General features: G+C 33.7%; 25 protein-coding genes. 2 read left to right on the forward strand and 23 right to left on the reverse strand.

Features of this window, described 5'->3' with window-relative positions:
• Positions 1-7: 7 nt before the first annotated feature.
• The 8 genes from C2I06_RS09520 to C2I06_RS09550 all read right to left on the reverse strand — a co-directional run bounded on the left by C2I06_RS09520 (position 8) and on the right by C2I06_RS09550 (position 5,581).
• The gene (locus C2I06_RS09520) at positions 8-1,705 is read right to left on the reverse strand and encodes a terminase large subunit (RefSeq protein ID WP_123257956.1); all 1,698 of its coding nucleotides are present in this window, start codon (positions 1,703-1,705) and stop codon (positions 8-10) included.
• On the reverse strand, positions 1,699-2,205 hold the full coding sequence (locus tag C2I06_RS09525) for a phage terminase small subunit P27 family (RefSeq protein WP_123257957.1): 507 nt from the start codon (positions 2,203-2,205) through the stop codon (positions 1,699-1,701). The genes C2I06_RS09520 and C2I06_RS09525 overlap by 7 nt, the downstream gene beginning before the upstream one ends.
• 91 nt (positions 2,206-2,296) lie before the next feature.
• Positions 2,297-2,719, reverse strand: coding sequence for an HNH endonuclease (locus tag C2I06_RS09530; protein ID WP_338134279.1), 423 nt, complete (start codon positions 2,717-2,719; stop codon positions 2,297-2,299).
• A 58-nt stretch (positions 2,720-2,777) separates the two neighbouring features.
• Complete coding sequence (locus tag C2I06_RS09535; RefSeq protein ID WP_061800868.1) at positions 2,778-3,023, reverse strand: helix-turn-helix transcriptional regulator; 246 nt, start codon at positions 3,021-3,023, stop codon at positions 2,778-2,780.
• Between the two features lie 374 nt (positions 3,024-3,397).
• Entirely contained in the window at positions 3,398-3,568 is a 171-nt protein-coding gene (locus C2I06_RS24980) for a hypothetical protein (protein WP_164463656.1), read from the reverse strand.
• Positions 3,569-3,713: 145 nt separating this feature from the next.
• On the reverse strand, positions 3,714-4,622 hold the full coding sequence (locus tag C2I06_RS09540; RefSeq protein ID WP_123257958.1) for an RCC1 domain-containing protein: 909 nt from the start codon (positions 4,620-4,622) through the stop codon (positions 3,714-3,716).
• Positions 4,623-4,786: 164 nt separating this feature from the next.
• Positions 4,787-5,194: a hypothetical protein gene (locus tag C2I06_RS09545; RefSeq protein ID WP_123257959.1), complete on the reverse strand. Its 408-nt coding sequence runs from the start codon at positions 5,192-5,194 to the stop codon at positions 4,787-4,789.
• Positions 5,195-5,317: 123 nt separating this feature from the next.
• Positions 5,318-5,581: a hypothetical protein gene (locus tag C2I06_RS09550; RefSeq protein ID WP_123257960.1), complete on the reverse strand. Its 264-nt coding sequence runs from the start codon at positions 5,579-5,581 to the stop codon at positions 5,318-5,320.
• Between the two features lie 163 nt (positions 5,582-5,744).
• Here C2I06_RS09550 and C2I06_RS24985 point away from each other — a divergent pair, with 163 nt between their 5' ends.
• The gene (locus C2I06_RS24985) at positions 5,745-5,921 is read left to right on the forward strand and encodes a DUF8096 family protein (RefSeq protein ID WP_164463657.1); all 177 of its coding nucleotides are present in this window, start codon (positions 5,745-5,747) and stop codon (positions 5,919-5,921) included.
• A 69-nt stretch (positions 5,922-5,990) separates the two neighbouring features.
• Here the strand turns inward: C2I06_RS24985 and C2I06_RS09555 are convergent, their stop codons facing one another.
• Complete coding sequence (locus C2I06_RS09555; RefSeq protein ID WP_123257961.1) at positions 5,991-6,575, reverse strand: DUF4145 domain-containing protein; 585 nt, start codon at positions 6,573-6,575, stop codon at positions 5,991-5,993.
• Positions 6,576-7,096: 521 nt separating this feature from the next.
• On the opposite strand from C2I06_RS09555, the gene C2I06_RS09560 reads away from it, so the two are divergent.
• Positions 7,097-7,852, forward strand: a complete 756-nt coding sequence (locus C2I06_RS09560; protein ID WP_123257962.1) for a hypothetical protein — start codon at positions 7,097-7,099, stop codon at positions 7,850-7,852.
• A 27-nt stretch (positions 7,853-7,879) separates the two neighbouring features.
• On the opposite strand, the gene C2I06_RS09565 is transcribed toward C2I06_RS09560, so the two are convergent.
• From C2I06_RS09565 to C2I06_RS09625, 14 genes are all read right to left on the reverse strand, one after another.
• Positions 7,880-8,323 (reverse strand): ArpU family phage packaging/lysis transcriptional regulator, encoded by a 444-nt coding sequence (locus C2I06_RS09565; RefSeq protein WP_123259144.1) that lies wholly within the window; start codon positions 8,321-8,323, stop codon positions 7,880-7,882.
• Positions 8,324-8,404: 81 nt separating this feature from the next.
• A complete protein-coding gene (locus C2I06_RS25300; RefSeq protein WP_206427992.1) occupies positions 8,405-8,860 on the reverse strand; it encodes a hypothetical protein in 456 nt (151 codons plus the stop codon).
• A gap of 6 nt (positions 8,861-8,866) precedes the next feature.
• Positions 8,867-9,262, reverse strand: a complete 396-nt coding sequence (locus C2I06_RS09575; RefSeq protein WP_123257963.1) for a hypothetical protein — start codon at positions 9,260-9,262, stop codon at positions 8,867-8,869.
• A 36-nt stretch (positions 9,263-9,298) separates the two neighbouring features.
• Positions 9,299-10,294 carry a DNA cytosine methyltransferase gene (locus C2I06_RS09580; protein WP_123257964.1) on the reverse strand — a complete coding sequence of 332 codons (996 nt, stop codon included), beginning with the start codon at positions 10,292-10,294 and terminating at the stop codon, positions 9,299-9,301.
• A 116-nt stretch (positions 10,295-10,410) separates the two neighbouring features.
• A complete protein-coding gene (locus C2I06_RS24990; protein ID WP_164463658.1) occupies positions 10,411-10,557 on the reverse strand; it encodes a hypothetical protein in 147 nt (48 codons plus the stop codon).
• Between the two features lie 343 nt (positions 10,558-10,900).
• Entirely contained in the window at positions 10,901-11,590 is a 690-nt protein-coding gene (locus tag C2I06_RS09590; protein WP_123257965.1) for a helix-turn-helix domain-containing protein, read from the reverse strand.
• 1 nt (position 11,591) lies between these two features.
• Positions 11,592-11,735, reverse strand: a complete 144-nt coding sequence (locus C2I06_RS09595; RefSeq protein WP_123257966.1) for a Fur-regulated basic protein FbpA — start codon at positions 11,733-11,735, stop codon at positions 11,592-11,594.
• Positions 11,736-11,737: 2 nt separating this feature from the next.
• Positions 11,738-11,953 carry a hypothetical protein gene (locus C2I06_RS09600; RefSeq protein ID WP_123257967.1) on the reverse strand — a complete coding sequence of 72 codons (216 nt, stop codon included), beginning with the start codon at positions 11,951-11,953 and terminating at the stop codon, positions 11,738-11,740.
• A complete protein-coding gene (locus tag C2I06_RS09605) occupies positions 11,916-12,368 on the reverse strand; it encodes a RusA family crossover junction endodeoxyribonuclease (protein WP_123257968.1) in 453 nt (150 codons plus the stop codon). Before C2I06_RS09605 ends, C2I06_RS09600 begins: the two co-directional genes overlap by 38 nt.
• Positions 12,365-12,574 carry a hypothetical protein gene (locus tag C2I06_RS09610; RefSeq protein ID WP_047941231.1) on the reverse strand — a complete coding sequence of 70 codons (210 nt, stop codon included), beginning with the start codon at positions 12,572-12,574 and terminating at the stop codon, positions 12,365-12,367. The genes C2I06_RS09605 and C2I06_RS09610 overlap by 4 nt, the downstream gene beginning before the upstream one ends.
• The gene (locus C2I06_RS09615) at positions 12,571-12,840 is read right to left on the reverse strand and encodes a hypothetical protein (protein ID WP_123257969.1); all 270 of its coding nucleotides are present in this window, start codon (positions 12,838-12,840) and stop codon (positions 12,571-12,573) included. The genes C2I06_RS09610 and C2I06_RS09615 overlap by 4 nt, the downstream gene beginning before the upstream one ends.
• Positions 12,830-13,006, reverse strand: coding sequence for a hypothetical protein (locus C2I06_RS24995; RefSeq protein WP_164463659.1), 177 nt, complete (start codon positions 13,004-13,006; stop codon positions 12,830-12,832). Before C2I06_RS24995 ends, C2I06_RS09615 begins: the two co-directional genes overlap by 11 nt.
• Complete coding sequence (locus tag C2I06_RS09620; RefSeq protein ID WP_420915963.1) at positions 12,999-13,865, reverse strand: ATP-binding protein; 867 nt, start codon at positions 13,863-13,865, stop codon at positions 12,999-13,001. The genes C2I06_RS24995 and C2I06_RS09620 overlap by 8 nt, the downstream gene beginning before the upstream one ends.
• Positions 13,753-14,577: a replication protein gene (locus C2I06_RS09625; RefSeq protein WP_249928317.1), complete on the reverse strand. Its 825-nt coding sequence runs from the start codon at positions 14,575-14,577 to the stop codon at positions 13,753-13,755. Before C2I06_RS09625 ends, C2I06_RS09620 begins: the two co-directional genes overlap by 113 nt.
• Between the last annotated feature and the right edge of the window lie 158 nt (positions 14,578-14,735).

Raw genomic sequence — 14,735 nt, forward strand, 5'->3', positions numbered from 1 at the left:
TTTCCTCCTATATCCTCCAATTATTTAAGAAGTGGGCGCTTAGATCGGCAACTTGCCCAACGATCGCTCGTGCAAATCCATTTACTGTTGCAGCAGCCGGATCAATTCTTTCAATTGATTTCTCTTTATCTAACATAATATTTTCCTGTGCATCCATTTTAGTTACTGCGTTACTCATTGCCCACCGTAATAAGGGGTCATCAAAATGAACAACGCTTTTTCTATAAATCCCACTTCTTAATTCTTTTGTTGGAAACGATAGATGTCTTAACCCCTGTGGCATTTGCACCATAGTAAACCCATGATTTTCTAAAATTTGAACCAAATGTGAAGCATTCCATTGGTCATATGCGATTTCTACTATGTTATAACCTTCTTCTCTTAGATTCAAAATATATTGTTCAATATAACTATAATCAACTACGCTTCCAGGAGTAGCAGTTAAATAACCCTGTCTTCTCCAAGTATCAAAAGGAACATTATCAGTATTCATTCTTTCTTGAAGTTTATCTTCTGGAATAAACGAATGTTGTTTCAATGCATATTTATCTGGAAGTTTAAATACTTTTCCTAAACTTGCTAAGTCTGTTGTGCTGGCTAAGTCTAACCCTAAATAAAGTGGATATTGTTTTAATTCAAATGGTTCTACTTTTGCTAATTTCCATTTGTCCATTTTCATATAGCCTCTAGGTTTTGAATCAAGCCATACGTCCATATTTTTAGTCATAAAACTTCTCATTTTTTCTGGTTGTTCTAGAGCTACTCTTAATTCTGATTTAATAGCAGTAATCCCTTCTTCATAGGTAGCAACAATAGGGTTAGCTTTTATCCAATTAGATTCATCTTTGATATCATCTACTAAATTTCCTTCATCATCCTTTTCTAGTTCACAAATAATTGCAAAATACTCGTCATTTTCTTGCGGCATATCCGGGTCTAAAATTTTACTTACATACTCATATTCCTTATAACAAGGAGACGAAAGATTAAATCCCGCTGTAGTAATTATGACCATTAACGGTTCTTTACGGGCAACCATCCCGGAAGATAATACATCATATATTTCACTGGTGTCATGTCGATGGTACTCATCCACAATTCCTACTGATGGGTTTTTACCATCTCCACTTTTTCGTGCTTCTTTTGACAATGGAATAATAACTGATTTATTTCGTAAAATTTCTATTTTGTGATAGGCTTCTTTCCATTTTCCTTCGAGCAACTCACTTGAAGCAATTCCTGTTCTTATCGCTTCATAAACTTCCTCTGATTGTTCTTTTAACCAACCTGCTATAAATACACGTTGCTTTTCGTCACCGAAGAAAGTTATATATCCTGATAATATAGCCAAGAATTGAGATTTAGCATTCTTACGTGCTAACTGAATATATACTTTTCTAATCTTACGAGCACCATTACGCCTTTTCTTAAAACAAAGAATATTAGCCGATAAAAAAAGCTGAAAATCAACTAGTTCAATAGATTCACCAGCCAAAACACCCTCTACATGTCTGTACTCTTTTGCAAACCAGTAAAAATCATCAAGTACTTCCTCATCAAAATAAAAAAGACTGTCATCTTTTTGACAATCTTCATAATCCCTCAAGAAGCGTTTAATAGCCCAAATGTGTTTTTTGCATGCTTTGATTTTTCCGTTAATGATATTATCACAATACTTAAAGACTCTTTCTAACAATGTCATAATCGACCACCAAAACGTTTCTCGGCTTCTGTTTTAGGTTTGCGATCTTTATCATCTTTAGGTATCACAAGTTTTAAACGAGATGTAATGGACAAACCAAGTTCACTTGCTGCTCCTTTGCATTCATTAAAAAGTAAATTTTTCGTTTTCTGCAATTTTGTATATGCATCGTTTATAATCCTTTGTCCATCTACAATTTCAACTGGTTTTAAGGTTCTTAACAACTTTGTTATTTTTATATATTCACTCCTACTATCGATATACCGAGCCAGTCCGTCCACATCTAAGTTGCTAAATATCTTTAATTTAATTAATTCATTCGATATTTTTTGAAACTCTTCTTTCTGTTTTTTTGTTAGATAAGAAGGAATTTCTATATTTTCTGTACTACCTCTAATAGCATTTTCTTGTTCTTCCCGAGCCTTCATTTCAGCTTTCGTAAGATGATTAGAACGTCCTTTTCCTTTAATTACCTCTAATGGCTGTCTTGGTCTCCCTGCCATGTCCATTCACCTCCTTAAAAAAATATGAATAAACGGATTTTTGTGTACGGAAGGGGCGGGTTCGCTTCCTGACCATTCGATTTGAAACTTTTTAACGCCGGGGGCCTGTTTTATGATGTGCGTTATGACATGAATGGCACAAAGATTCAAGGTTTGATAACGATAATCGTTGATTCCAATCGTCCTTTACTTCCACAATGTGATGAACAACGTTAGCAGGTTTTAAAATTCCTTCCTTAGAACATCTTTGGCACAGTCCATTGTCTCGCTCAAATGCTAGAGCACGCATCTGCTTCCATTCTTTAGATTTATAGAAAGCAGCTATCCCTGAATCCCTGCCATATCTGTTATAGATTTGTGTGGATTTCCTACGGTTTTCCTCACCAATTTTCTGGTGGGTTTTGCAGTAGGTTTTCTCTGTTAGATTTCCACAGCCAATCTCTGCACAAGGTCTCATAGGTTTTCTAGGCATTGTTCTCAACCACTTCTTTATACACTTTAAGATACTGCTCATTCATTTTCTCACCTTTCTTTCCACAAAAAAAAAGCATCCACAGTAAAAATGTGAATGCTTAATCAGATGCTTTATCGTCATAAGGTCTATACAACTTTCTATTTTCCTCTAGTGTTTCCTTAAACTTCATAACATCTTCTTTAAAGAATAATTGTGTATTACCACTTTCTTTAAAAGGCTTGATGTTCCCCCTTTTTAAGTGACTATGCATAGATTGTCTTGATAATCCTAATAAATCTAATACTTCTGGTTTGGTTAATACTTCTTCTGCAATTAAGGCTTTTAAATCAGGTGTCAGTTCCATATACTAACTGCTCCTTGTTATTTAATTTATTTTTGGATATACTCTTTATAAGAAGTATTACTTCTTAATTGTTTTTTTACTTACGCTCCTTTTAGGGGCGTTTTTTTATGCCTTTTTATCAACATAATAACGGAGAATACTAGTAATGACTACTAATACAAATACACCAATAAAACTATAGGATATGAAAGGCTTCTCTTTAAAATCTAGTACAAAAACTATAACAAATAACATTAACGTGATAACTGACCAATCAAAATACTTTAGTAATTTTTTCATATTTATTTTTGAAAGAATGGCTTTTGGCTTTAATTATAATTTATTTTTAGAAAAGGAAGTGAGGTTATCACCTCCTTTTCTTTTTAATTGTTTTTTTACTTACGCTTCTTTTTCTGTCTCTTTTTTGGCTTTCGATTCTTTGTTTTCTTTTTCTTGAGTCTGTCTATTATGTCTAGCAGATTCTTTATAAATGTTGTTATTCCTGCTAACATTACGATTATTATCGAAATGTCTGTCAATTTAATATTCCCTAGCCATTCTTTCATTTGTTCACCTCCTTTTCTATATATTAATAATAACATATCTTTTTACATTTGTAAATAGTTTTGATAGTTTTTTTGGATTTTTTTCTAGAATAATCCTTCTTTCTACAAAATAAAAAGACATCTCAAAAGATGTCTAGTTTAATAGCTATTCAGCTTTAAATATTGCTCCAATTCCTTCTTTTATCATAACAGGTGAAGTTATAATTCCACCATCGTCACTTAATAACTTTCCTGTATTATCTCCCCAACCATATACCTTTCCACTTTCACCTAGTGCAATCACGAAACGTTCTCCAATAACTATATCGGTAACTTTCTCTGATATGGAAACTTTCTCTGATTTAGAAATGGACCTACTTGATGTATCACCTAATCCGAGTTGTCCATAATTGTTACTACCCCAAGTATATAAATCACCATTCTTATCTAATTGATACATTGCATCATTACCAACATATATATTAGATTGTGCTGGTTGATACTCACTAATTGGAATTAATTTTCCGTCACTATCAATATCTATGGCATCTAAACGGTAATCAAAATAACCTTCAGAATTCCCCTCTTTTTTCACTTGAATTTCTACTAAATGTTTTGTTTTCTCTAATCCACTTTTAGTAAATCCAACAATCTGTGTAGTTACTTTATCAGACGAGGTTGCTGAAACTTGAGCATTCATAATACCAATTTCTTTTCCATCAACTTTAACAGTTATTGAATTTGTATAAGTTTTGGCTGTAGTTATAATTAAAGAAAATTTTGACCCCTCAAACGCAAATGTTACTTTTGAGTTTTTCCCTTTTAATGCTCCATGAGCACTCCCTTTATACTGAGCAGTTTCACTAGGATCTTTATAATTGGCTGTCCATGCAGCTGAACCACCATCGTACTCTATTAAAGAATCCAAATCATCATACCGTTGCCAACCTTCTTCAGGTGCTGTTAATTTTTGACCAACAGTAGCAGCTTCAACTTTACTACCATTAAACGCATAGATGGATACACTAAAAATTACAATTGTTACTGCGGAAATAATCATTAATATCTTTTTCATTTTTCTCCTCCAAAATTCAAACTAAGTATATTATCCTATAAACAGGCATTTATTCCTACACGAATCATTCGACTAAATACGACATATATCTTCTTTCTCAAAAATAAAAAGCACCCGATTATTCGGATGCTTCAATATTTCTTATCTATCGTCACGCTAACTATTTACTTATCATAATCAGCTATTTCAAATCTTTTGCATTCTGTTGGCGAATGCTGAGAATTAAATTTTTCAATAACATTCCCAAATTGACCATTAGCTTTATAATAAGTAAGAATTTGAATAGCCTGAGCTCTAGATATCCCCTGTCTATCTAGTTCGGGTTCAATGTCGTAATAACCTTCTAGGTTTTTGAGTTTTTCATCATCTAGGAAATACTCATTAAGAATATCTCCAACAATGGTAAACTCTTCTTTTGACACAAAACCAATTCTTTCGATTTCTTCATCGATTACATGTTCAAATCCATTTAGTAATCCAAAAATAGTTGATTCTTTTACAGGAGCATAACCTTCTCTATTTTGAGAACGATAAACTTCTCCCAATAATTTTCCAAACATAACTTTATCCAAACTGCCCACCTCCTTCCACCCAATTAATTATGGACTTTCAGGAGGTTAGGCACAATATCCTATCGTTCGTCTTTTATCGACATTATTTGCAAAATTTTAAGAGTAACACTCACAAAGGAATGCTTAAAATAAACTATCTGAGAAACTAATTTGCATGATTGGTAATCCAAATTTTATGAAGATATACATACTTAAAGCTAATGCTAAATATAGAAAAATATTCACCATCCACTTTTTAAAAGTAATTCCCATTAATTTAAATATCAATAAAATAATTGCCGTCAAAAATACAGGAATAAAAGAAAATAGCAATGCTGCAATTATATGAAACACCATTGAATTCATCATTGATGTCGTATCAGTAATAACATTTTCAGGCACATTCATTCATAATACCCACTCCTTCATTCATTTAGTTATGAGTAAAAGGAACTATAAGAACAATCACTATCGTTCAACAAATAACGACATAAAACGCTATATCTATTTCTTAATATCCTTGTATAATTAATTTCTGTGAAACTAAATTATAGATTCAAGGTGAATAACAATGTCAGAAGATAAATACAAAGGTTACGATACATCAATCATTTATGATTATAAAGATTACCCAGATAAACTGGCAGGAATCTGTGACAACTGCGGCAATGCTCAATTTAAGAGTTCTGTTAAAGATTATGTTTTCCTACGTGAATGCCGCCAGTGTGGCATGAAGAAAACTATTTGACCCTTTGATGGGTCTTTTTTGCATATAAAAAGCACTCCTGAAGGAATGCTAAAATCGTTTATAATTTAACTACTCTTTTCTATATTTGTTCATTCTACCGGGCATTTCATAAACAAATCTCAATAGCATCTCTGTAAATTCCATTAGTTCAATTGCATCTTCTTTACTAATTTCTGGTATTTCATGTGTAGCTTCATTTCCTTTTTTTCTAATATGATCAACCCATTCTTTACTATTTGGAGGAATATAATGTTGATCATGTAAGAAATCTACATAAAAAGCAAAACTTTTACCAGATTGAGCTCCTTTTGAAACAGATATGTTCATGAGAAGTTTTCTGCAAGATAACACTGCTGATGTATGCGCGTTGACAGAAATACAATTTCTGGCCTCGTTATATAAACTTTCTATTTCCTTTGGAAGATGTTCAATTTCTTCTCCAGGAATTGGACCTGGTACTTGTGTTATTTTATCCCCTGTCATAAAAGTTGGTCTATTACAAGTTGGACATATATAAATATTCCCAAATGATCCATTATTATTTCTACAAGTGTATTGCCTAGTTGGCCCTACTTTATTCCCACAAAAACCACAAACATAATTAATTTTCATTGCAACTTCTTCACTTCTCCAACTTCCAGGTAAAGCCAGCATATTCCCCACTCCTTTTATCTTTAACTCACAAACAGTTCGACTAAATTGTCAAAATCCCTGCTTATTTGATAAAAAAGTTACAATGGCTATTTCCTCCTAATCGCCCCATTGTGTCGTTTATAGGTGTCCCTATTAGTACCCATCAATTCACGTAAGTCATGCTTAGATAATTTCTCTTTCCTAATATTATTTATCTTTTCTAAGTTGTCAGTTCGTAGATGATCTTTTAGTTTCATAATCACCACATCCTATAATAGTATTCAGACTTACATAATTGGCTTATTTCGCATTTTAATAACTTATTAGAGTATTTGTTAATTAAAATAGAAAAACGCTCCTATGAGTCTAGGAACGTTCTCTTTTGAATATTTTCTTGATAATATAAATTTAACATGAAGAAATGCAAACAATTTAAACTTAATAGAAAATAATTGTTTATATTTTTTTAATTTTATTGAAACATTTTTTCATCTTTTCCGTATTTATCACTATCTTACATAAAAGGATGGTTAAGAATACTTATGTCAAATTTACACTTTAGTGAGGTTTTTATAAAAAATATTCGAGAGCAATTGAATACAGACTTCTTTGTCTCAGAGGACTTCGTGATAGAAACTAAGGATTTTTCACCTAAAGCAAAACATCTTTACATAATTTATAAGTATCAGAAAGATTATGAATTTAAGCTACGCTATATGCTGGGTAATGATTCATTTTCCATCACAATGCAGCCTGGTGATATTATCTTTGAACAAAAAGAGGATGAATTAACCTCCGAAGAAGTACGTGAACAAATCGATAGTTGGTTAAAAAACATTTACAATAGTTTGAGCGCTCAACCATTAAATAGAAAAGTATCTGAACATGAAGAAATGCTAAATGAGGTCAAAGAAAAGATAGACTCACTTGAAGGTTTCGATGATTTTTTTACACGAGAAGAGAGTAAAATATATATTCAAAAGTTGAATGAACTTGAAAATAGGTTTAAAGAGCAATTCGAGGAAGAACAAATAAATAGGGAAAATACAGAAGAGCAAATACAATCATTACAAAAAGATATCGAGGTACTAAAAACACAGCTTGATATGCTAACAAAAAAGAACTGGATTTTGTCTTTTTCTACCAGATTATATAATCTATATAAACAAAATCCAATTGTTGCACGAAAATTAGCAGGTGCAGGTAGAGAATTACTTCCCGACGCCGCTAAAGAGTTTGTTACCCCAGAATTGTTAGATCAAGCATTGTTGCCACCTGAAAGTGCTGGTAACGAATAAAGGTAAAGCAAATGCTTTACCTTTTCTTTATTTTGTAATTGCTAACAAATTCAAATTTAACGCTAACCGATAAAAGGCTTTCCAACGAATTTTACCATAAGTAACATGACTAATTGGCGGCTGAAACTTAAAGCAATACACATTGTAATCCGTTATATATTCAGCTTCATTGGTCATATACCTTTCTTCGATTAAGAAACGTTCCATCTTAGGTAACCTTGCTACAGCTCTTTCTACTCTATTGATGAAGTTTTGTCTATATGCTTGTTGATCTACGTTGTATGTAGCAATATTGGAAGTCTGGTCGCTTGTCTGATTTGTTGGTCCATGGTATCTAGGTTCTGAACTTGCAGTAATGCTTGCCTCTCTTTCTTCAAATTCTAGATACTTGAATAATCGGTATTTCTCTAATTCGCCCTCCACAGCCTGCTGTGTTGCTTTTCTATCTATCTCAGGAAGCACAAAAGACATTTGTTTCAAGACGACTCCCCCCATTTAGTGATATAATTAATTTGCCGATTAATTAAGAGATGGGAGAAATCCTGTCTTTTTTTATTTTTCATCCATGATTTTATCTTTATAAGCTTTAAGAAAGAATGACTTCTCTTCTTTAAGAGCCGAAATTTGTATTTCCAATCCCTCATTTTTCATCCTTTCAGTGAATAGAGATTCATTAAGGTCCTCAACAGTTTCTCTAAGATTTTTTATCTCTTTTTCTAGAGAATTATTATTCATATCGACTTTCACACAATCCTTTTCTCTTACTCTAAACACTTTTGTTTCATCAACTCCACAACAAATTACCCTTAATACCTTTTCCATGCCATTGTGAATCTTTTCTTCACTACCACACCTAACCGGAACATCAACATAAGTGTTTGATTCTAATGCACCAATAACCTTATGGATATACATTTCATTTGGTGAGTTGTATCTATGTTGTTCTATTTGTACATAATCACCAAAATCAATGTCATTTGTTTTCTTATGCCCAATAAACTTACTCATTTCCCTTCACCCTTCCATCAACTTTCTAAAATCATATATAAAAGACTCCATTTTCCTTTTATTGAATTTATATAATCGATTACTTTCTGCAGATGGTCTCGATATATTTAATCTGCTATCTCCGATTGATAACATCCCATTGTTATCAAGTTCCTTATCGTAATACTCCCAGTAATCCGCACCGAAACTATTTGCTTCTTTTGGATTCAAATTATCCCATGATTGATTTGCAACTAATTCGATATACTCTTGTAATTCTTTAAACACTTCAGGTTCAAAACAAAAAATGAAATTATAATGTTTAGCAGCAGGTACTTCTACGATTTCAAAAATAACAGCCGACTTTCGACTTTTAACTAGAAGTTCTAAACCATCTACTGATTTAAATGTTCTTTTATTCATTTCACCCTTCCTTTCTGCGGATAAGTTTCGAACTGTTCAGCAGATTAATTGCAACTGCCCGTTCTCTTCTTCTAAAAATTCTTCTTCATATTTCCCTTTTAGTATTAATTCAAAGATTGATTCTAATATCTGAACAACAATGCTATTTCCAGCTTGATGATATAGCGTTCCATTCAAGCAACCAACTTTTGAAGGATGTTCTTTTAAGGCTGCTTCATAATCACTATCATCAAACCCCATTAGTCTCCAACATTCTTTTTCTGTTAGGTACCTGTATTGACCATCCTTCATCTTTACTACACCACTATTTGGACAACGCATTTGTTTTGTTGTAATTGTATCTACAAAGTCTTTTACTTCATCTAACATTCGACCATTATAGCTACCAGAAACTATAGGCATTCCAGGTAATTTCTTTACCATGCTTGGTTGCGTAAAAATGTACTTCTCGTCCACATCAATTTCTAGGAATTCTTTAATTGATCGCATAGGCTTTTTTCGCAGTTTATTAAAGTTGAACTTCCCACCATCTAATATTGAAACTGTGAACAATCTCTCCCTAGCTTGCGGAATGCCAAAGTCTCTAGCATCTAAAACTTGATAAGAATTTGTATAACCTAACTTTTCCATATCACTCAAATAATGATTAAATGCAGTAACCATTTTCTTAGAAAGTGCATTTTTTACATTTTCCCAAATAACTACTTTAGGTTTCCAAACTCCAAGGTTTTCGATAATCTTTATGGTTTCAAACATCAATGAACTTCTGGTACCATCTTCAACATTCCCACCATACTGTTTACCTGCAATACTAAAGTCTTGGCATGGTGATCCATGTACTAAAATATCTGGTTGTAAACTATAACCTACTACCGACTCTGGTTCATACCGATTATCAAACATAGAGTTATAGGTTCTTACCGCCTTTTCATTCCACTCTACGTAATCTATAGACTTATGTTTAACACCTAAATTCTGCAATGCCTTTCTAGGCGCTCCAATCCCACCAAATAACTCCAATATTTTAATCATTTAATCACCCTCTTTGCTGCACATAAGTTATCTATGTTTTCTCTCCTGGTGCCTATATCCCAAATACATAATCAAAAATATAGATACTTGACCGACCCAAAAACCAATTAGGAAACTCATACTTTATTCCATTTCTTTCTTTTGACCTTTAGTGGATGCTCGCCCATCCCTTTACAACGTGGGCAAGTTTTATCTTTATAAATAGTTCCATGTCCATTGCACATCAAGCATACTGTCATATCTAGTAAACTTGTTATGCTCATTTTGATTCCTCCTAAAATAATGTTTCTTTATAACTAAATAATTAGTAAAATATAACCATGTCAAATGGAGGTGTTTAATTTTGTTCGATAATATTCCTTTAAATTCAATGATGTTTATTGGACCATTGCTGATCTTATTTGTGACTTTTCTTGTAATAGCAATTTTGTATTCATTACTTTTCAGATGGCTTCCAAATAAAATTTTTAATTTCTTTCTTGGACCTATTATTTTAATTCTTGGAGGTTATATCTGGATCTATCCAATGCAAATGGGTTTCTATGAACTCTTTAAATAAACTTACATATCACTCTCCCTCAGTAGGAAGGAGAGTGAAGCTATTACTTATGCAGCACCATCTTCATCTTCATTTTCCTCGGATTGTTCACTTTCTCCTGTTTCCTGTTCTTTTTCCTCGGTTTCTGTTACTGGCTCTTCATTTTTCGGTTCATTTTCTTCCGTTTTTGTTTCACCTTGGCTTTCTTTCCATTCCCACCAAGCTTCAGCAAGTGGAGCTACTTCTTTTCGATAATCGTCTATTAAGTCTGCTACTGTACCAGAACTGATTTCTAATTCACTGGCTAATTTACTGAAAGATTCACCTTCTGTTTTCCGTTTAACAATATCAGCGAAGTTTTCAGGATAATTTTCTAATTGTGGAGCAAGACCAGCTGCAATAAACGCATCAATATGTTCACGATCGATTTCCTTTTTCTCTTCTTTGGTCTCTATTTTCTCTTCTGGCAAGTCCAAGTCAGCTTCTAATTGCTCAAATGTTGGCTTTACTTCCTCAACCACACCATTGTTATTTACTTTGTACTCGGTCAAAGGACGATTAGTCTGAGCGTTTAAAGTAACGTTATAATTAACAACCATTGATTCAATTTGAATCTCTGCTTTTTCATCAATCATTTCCGCTAATTTATCTAAGTGTCCCTTTAAAGCAGAATCACTTACTTCCAATACTATTTCTTTCACACCTTTTGGCTTAAGGTTAATCTTCTTTACTAAAGCTTTGAAATCTACATATGACATGTTAATTCGCTCCTTTTAATTGGTTATATATTTTTTTAAGCTCCTGGTATGTAAGCTCGTAGAGTTGTCGATTATCAGGAGTTTTGAAATATCCTAGATTAATAAGTTTTGCTTTTAAATCGTCTTTCTCTTGTTCTAATGTCATTCCTATTGACCTTCCACTTTTCTTAATTTGGCTATCCAACAACTGCTATGTGTGTTTTGGACAAAGATTTTTCTGTTGTAACTATCTCGGTCAAATACTTTTCCATCTTTCTTAATCTCAGTAAGGGGATAAGTAATCTCATAACCTCGACTTACAAGATCATTAATTGCTTGTACAGCTTCATATTTCCGCTGTCTTCTGATGATAACTGGGCTCATGAGTCTTCACTTCCGATACAGTTACTTCGATTCTAGGAGTCTGTGAATACCATTTGCTAACGTGTAAATCCACTACTTGGCTATCATCATTCCAAATGATTTGCTTAAGAGCATCCTTGATACCTTTCACATAGTTATCAACATCTGGTTTTGTGACTGGACGTAATTCTCCACTTTCAGCAGCTGCAGTCTTCTTTTTGCTAAAACTCTTTAAAGTAGGTTTGTATACCTTAACTTCCAGTAATAACGGACCTTCTAAAAGAGCAGGTGGTCTATGTTCAGTAGCAACTAATTTTACATATTGCTTAAAATCCTTTGATTTCTTAGGATCATAAGCTCTTGTGAAGCCGCCATGATTACTAAAACGTGGTCTTCCTTGCGCTACTGGTTCTCCAAAAACTGTGAATGATATCAAATTTCCCACTCCTTATAACTCCATGGTATTTGGCTTGCAATTTTCAAATAATTTTCTCTTAATCCATAAGGAATTCTTTTACTTCGATCTTGGTTATAATACTTGTCCGTTTCTTCTTCGATGGATTTATGATGATGGACACACAATGGAACGAGCGCCCAAGTACTGCTTGCATCTTGATTGCAATTTGGATAACAGCACTTCATTTTCCCTTCCTCCTGTTCACTTGTTTTAATTTTTTGCTTTTTGCTAGATGAATGACTGCCAGCATGATTTCATCTGGATCACGATTCATCATTTTGGCGATTTGTTCTATATCTCGGTAATCTCTAAACTGTTTAGAAATCTCTTTTAAGTCACTTTCATAAAACTCAAAGTTACAATCTTCGAGTACTGTTATTTCCCTGTCACTCCTTGCCCTTCCGTTCGGCTTATAGTTGTGCGGTGATGTTCGATTCTTCTTAGCTGCCAACTGCACTCATTTCCTTCTTAAATGCTTTTATTCGCTCTTTGAGTACATCTAAATCAGCATGAAACTCTTTTTCTGTTATAGGCGGGCAATTAAGACAAGATTTATAGCGAATGCCGTATGCTTCAAACTCATGGACAACTCTCTTTCCGTTGCATAGATTACACATTGTCTAAGCCTACCAATCTATGATTTAATTTCTTACGATCACCTTCGATAACAACTGTATAATCCTTGCTCATTTCGAAAATTCTTGTTCCTAAGGCTTCGTCAATATCGCAAAGTTCATCGACTGTTTTCTCAGAAGAAATCATAATCGGCTTATGATTGATGTATCTGTAGTTAATAACTGCAAACATCTGTTCAATCTGAAAGTTTGTAGGAAAGTCACGACCTTTGAACAAATCATCTATAAACAACACATCAACACGTTTCATTTTTGTTAGTTTTTCTTCTAGTCGGTCAAAGTTATCTTTTAGATCATTGAATCCTTCCACGAATGGGAAGTACAATACACTCACTTGTTTCTTCATGATTAGGTTGTTAGCTAGTGCGATAAGAAGATGTGTTTTCCCTGAACCTGGTTGTCCAAGAAGGGATATGCTATTTACACGATTAGTCTTAATGCCTTCATAGTTTTTAAAGTAAGCAACAGCACATCTGTAAGCATCTCTAATTACCTGGTCTTTACCATCCAGAATGAAGTTAGAGAAATTGATTTTCCGAAACTCTTCTGTTATCTCACTAAATTTAAGAAGATGGTTAGAACGTTTCTTTTTGGCACAAGTACAATCTTTCATAGTTAGATAGAATTTAAGTTCCCCATTTGGCCATTTCCTTTGGATCCCTTCATCATCTAAATCCGGAATGTCCTCTAGGTAAAATCCTTTATCTTCGCATTTCGAACAGTTGTATTTAATCTCGTTTCCCGATCCATCCGACTTTGTTCCCTGTGATCGATTCGCTACTCTTTTTTGGAGTTCTTCCATTACCTGAGCGATACTTCTTGCTTCCCCCACTTGTATCATCCTCACTTTCTAGGTCAGCTAAAGTTGTAATACCTTTCTTCCTCCAACTACACAGTTTTTTGTAAACAAACTTCCATGTCTTTCCGTTACCTCGTGCTGCATCTTTTATCGCTTCTTCAATAAGTTGTTCAGGTTGTTCGAAACCAAAGTTATTTATTACATCGTCAATGTCATCTCGAAGAAATTCTGTAATGTCTTCTGGATTGATGATTTTACTTTTTTCTAAAAGCTCTAAAATTCGATTCAAAGTATTCTCCTCATCCTCTTTATTTTTATTTAGATTTTTATTTAAGTTATTTATTTCTTGGGGGGTAGTTTTACCCGGGGTACCTGGGGTAACTTTACCCGGGGTAGGGAGGGTAGTTTTACCCGGGGTAATTCTACCCGGGGGAGTTTTACCCTCCCTTTCTTCATCCGTCCATTTATCATAATTTTTGTTAAAACCGATTACCCTTGAACGACCATTGGATATTTTTTGATAGATAATTTTCCTTTGTTCCAGTTTTTGCAACTCTCTTCGTATTTGTCTGTCGTCATATCCAGTTGCAGTGCTTAAGAAACTTTGAGATAAAGTATGTTCTTTTCGATTAAAACCATATGTGTATCTCCAAATTACAAATATTAATCTATATTGAATGGGGCTCAGCTTGATGGTAGCCATGTGTTCTAATAATTCATTGGCTATTTTCGTAAAGCCGTGCTCCAATTGCACATCTGCCAAGCCCTCACCCCCTAATTTCTGTAGCAGATCGCCATTCCATTTGATATTTGCTTAACTCGATATCCTGGATAGCAACGATTGATGTATTGTAAAACCAACCGCTGCAACCCCTGCTTATCGTCCGCTTGCTCCCAAATCCATTCCGGCAA

This window comes from Niallia circulans (assembly GCF_003726095.1).
GTDB classification, from domain to species: Bacteria; Bacillota; Bacilli; order Bacillales; family Cytobacillaceae; genus Niallia; species Niallia circulans_A.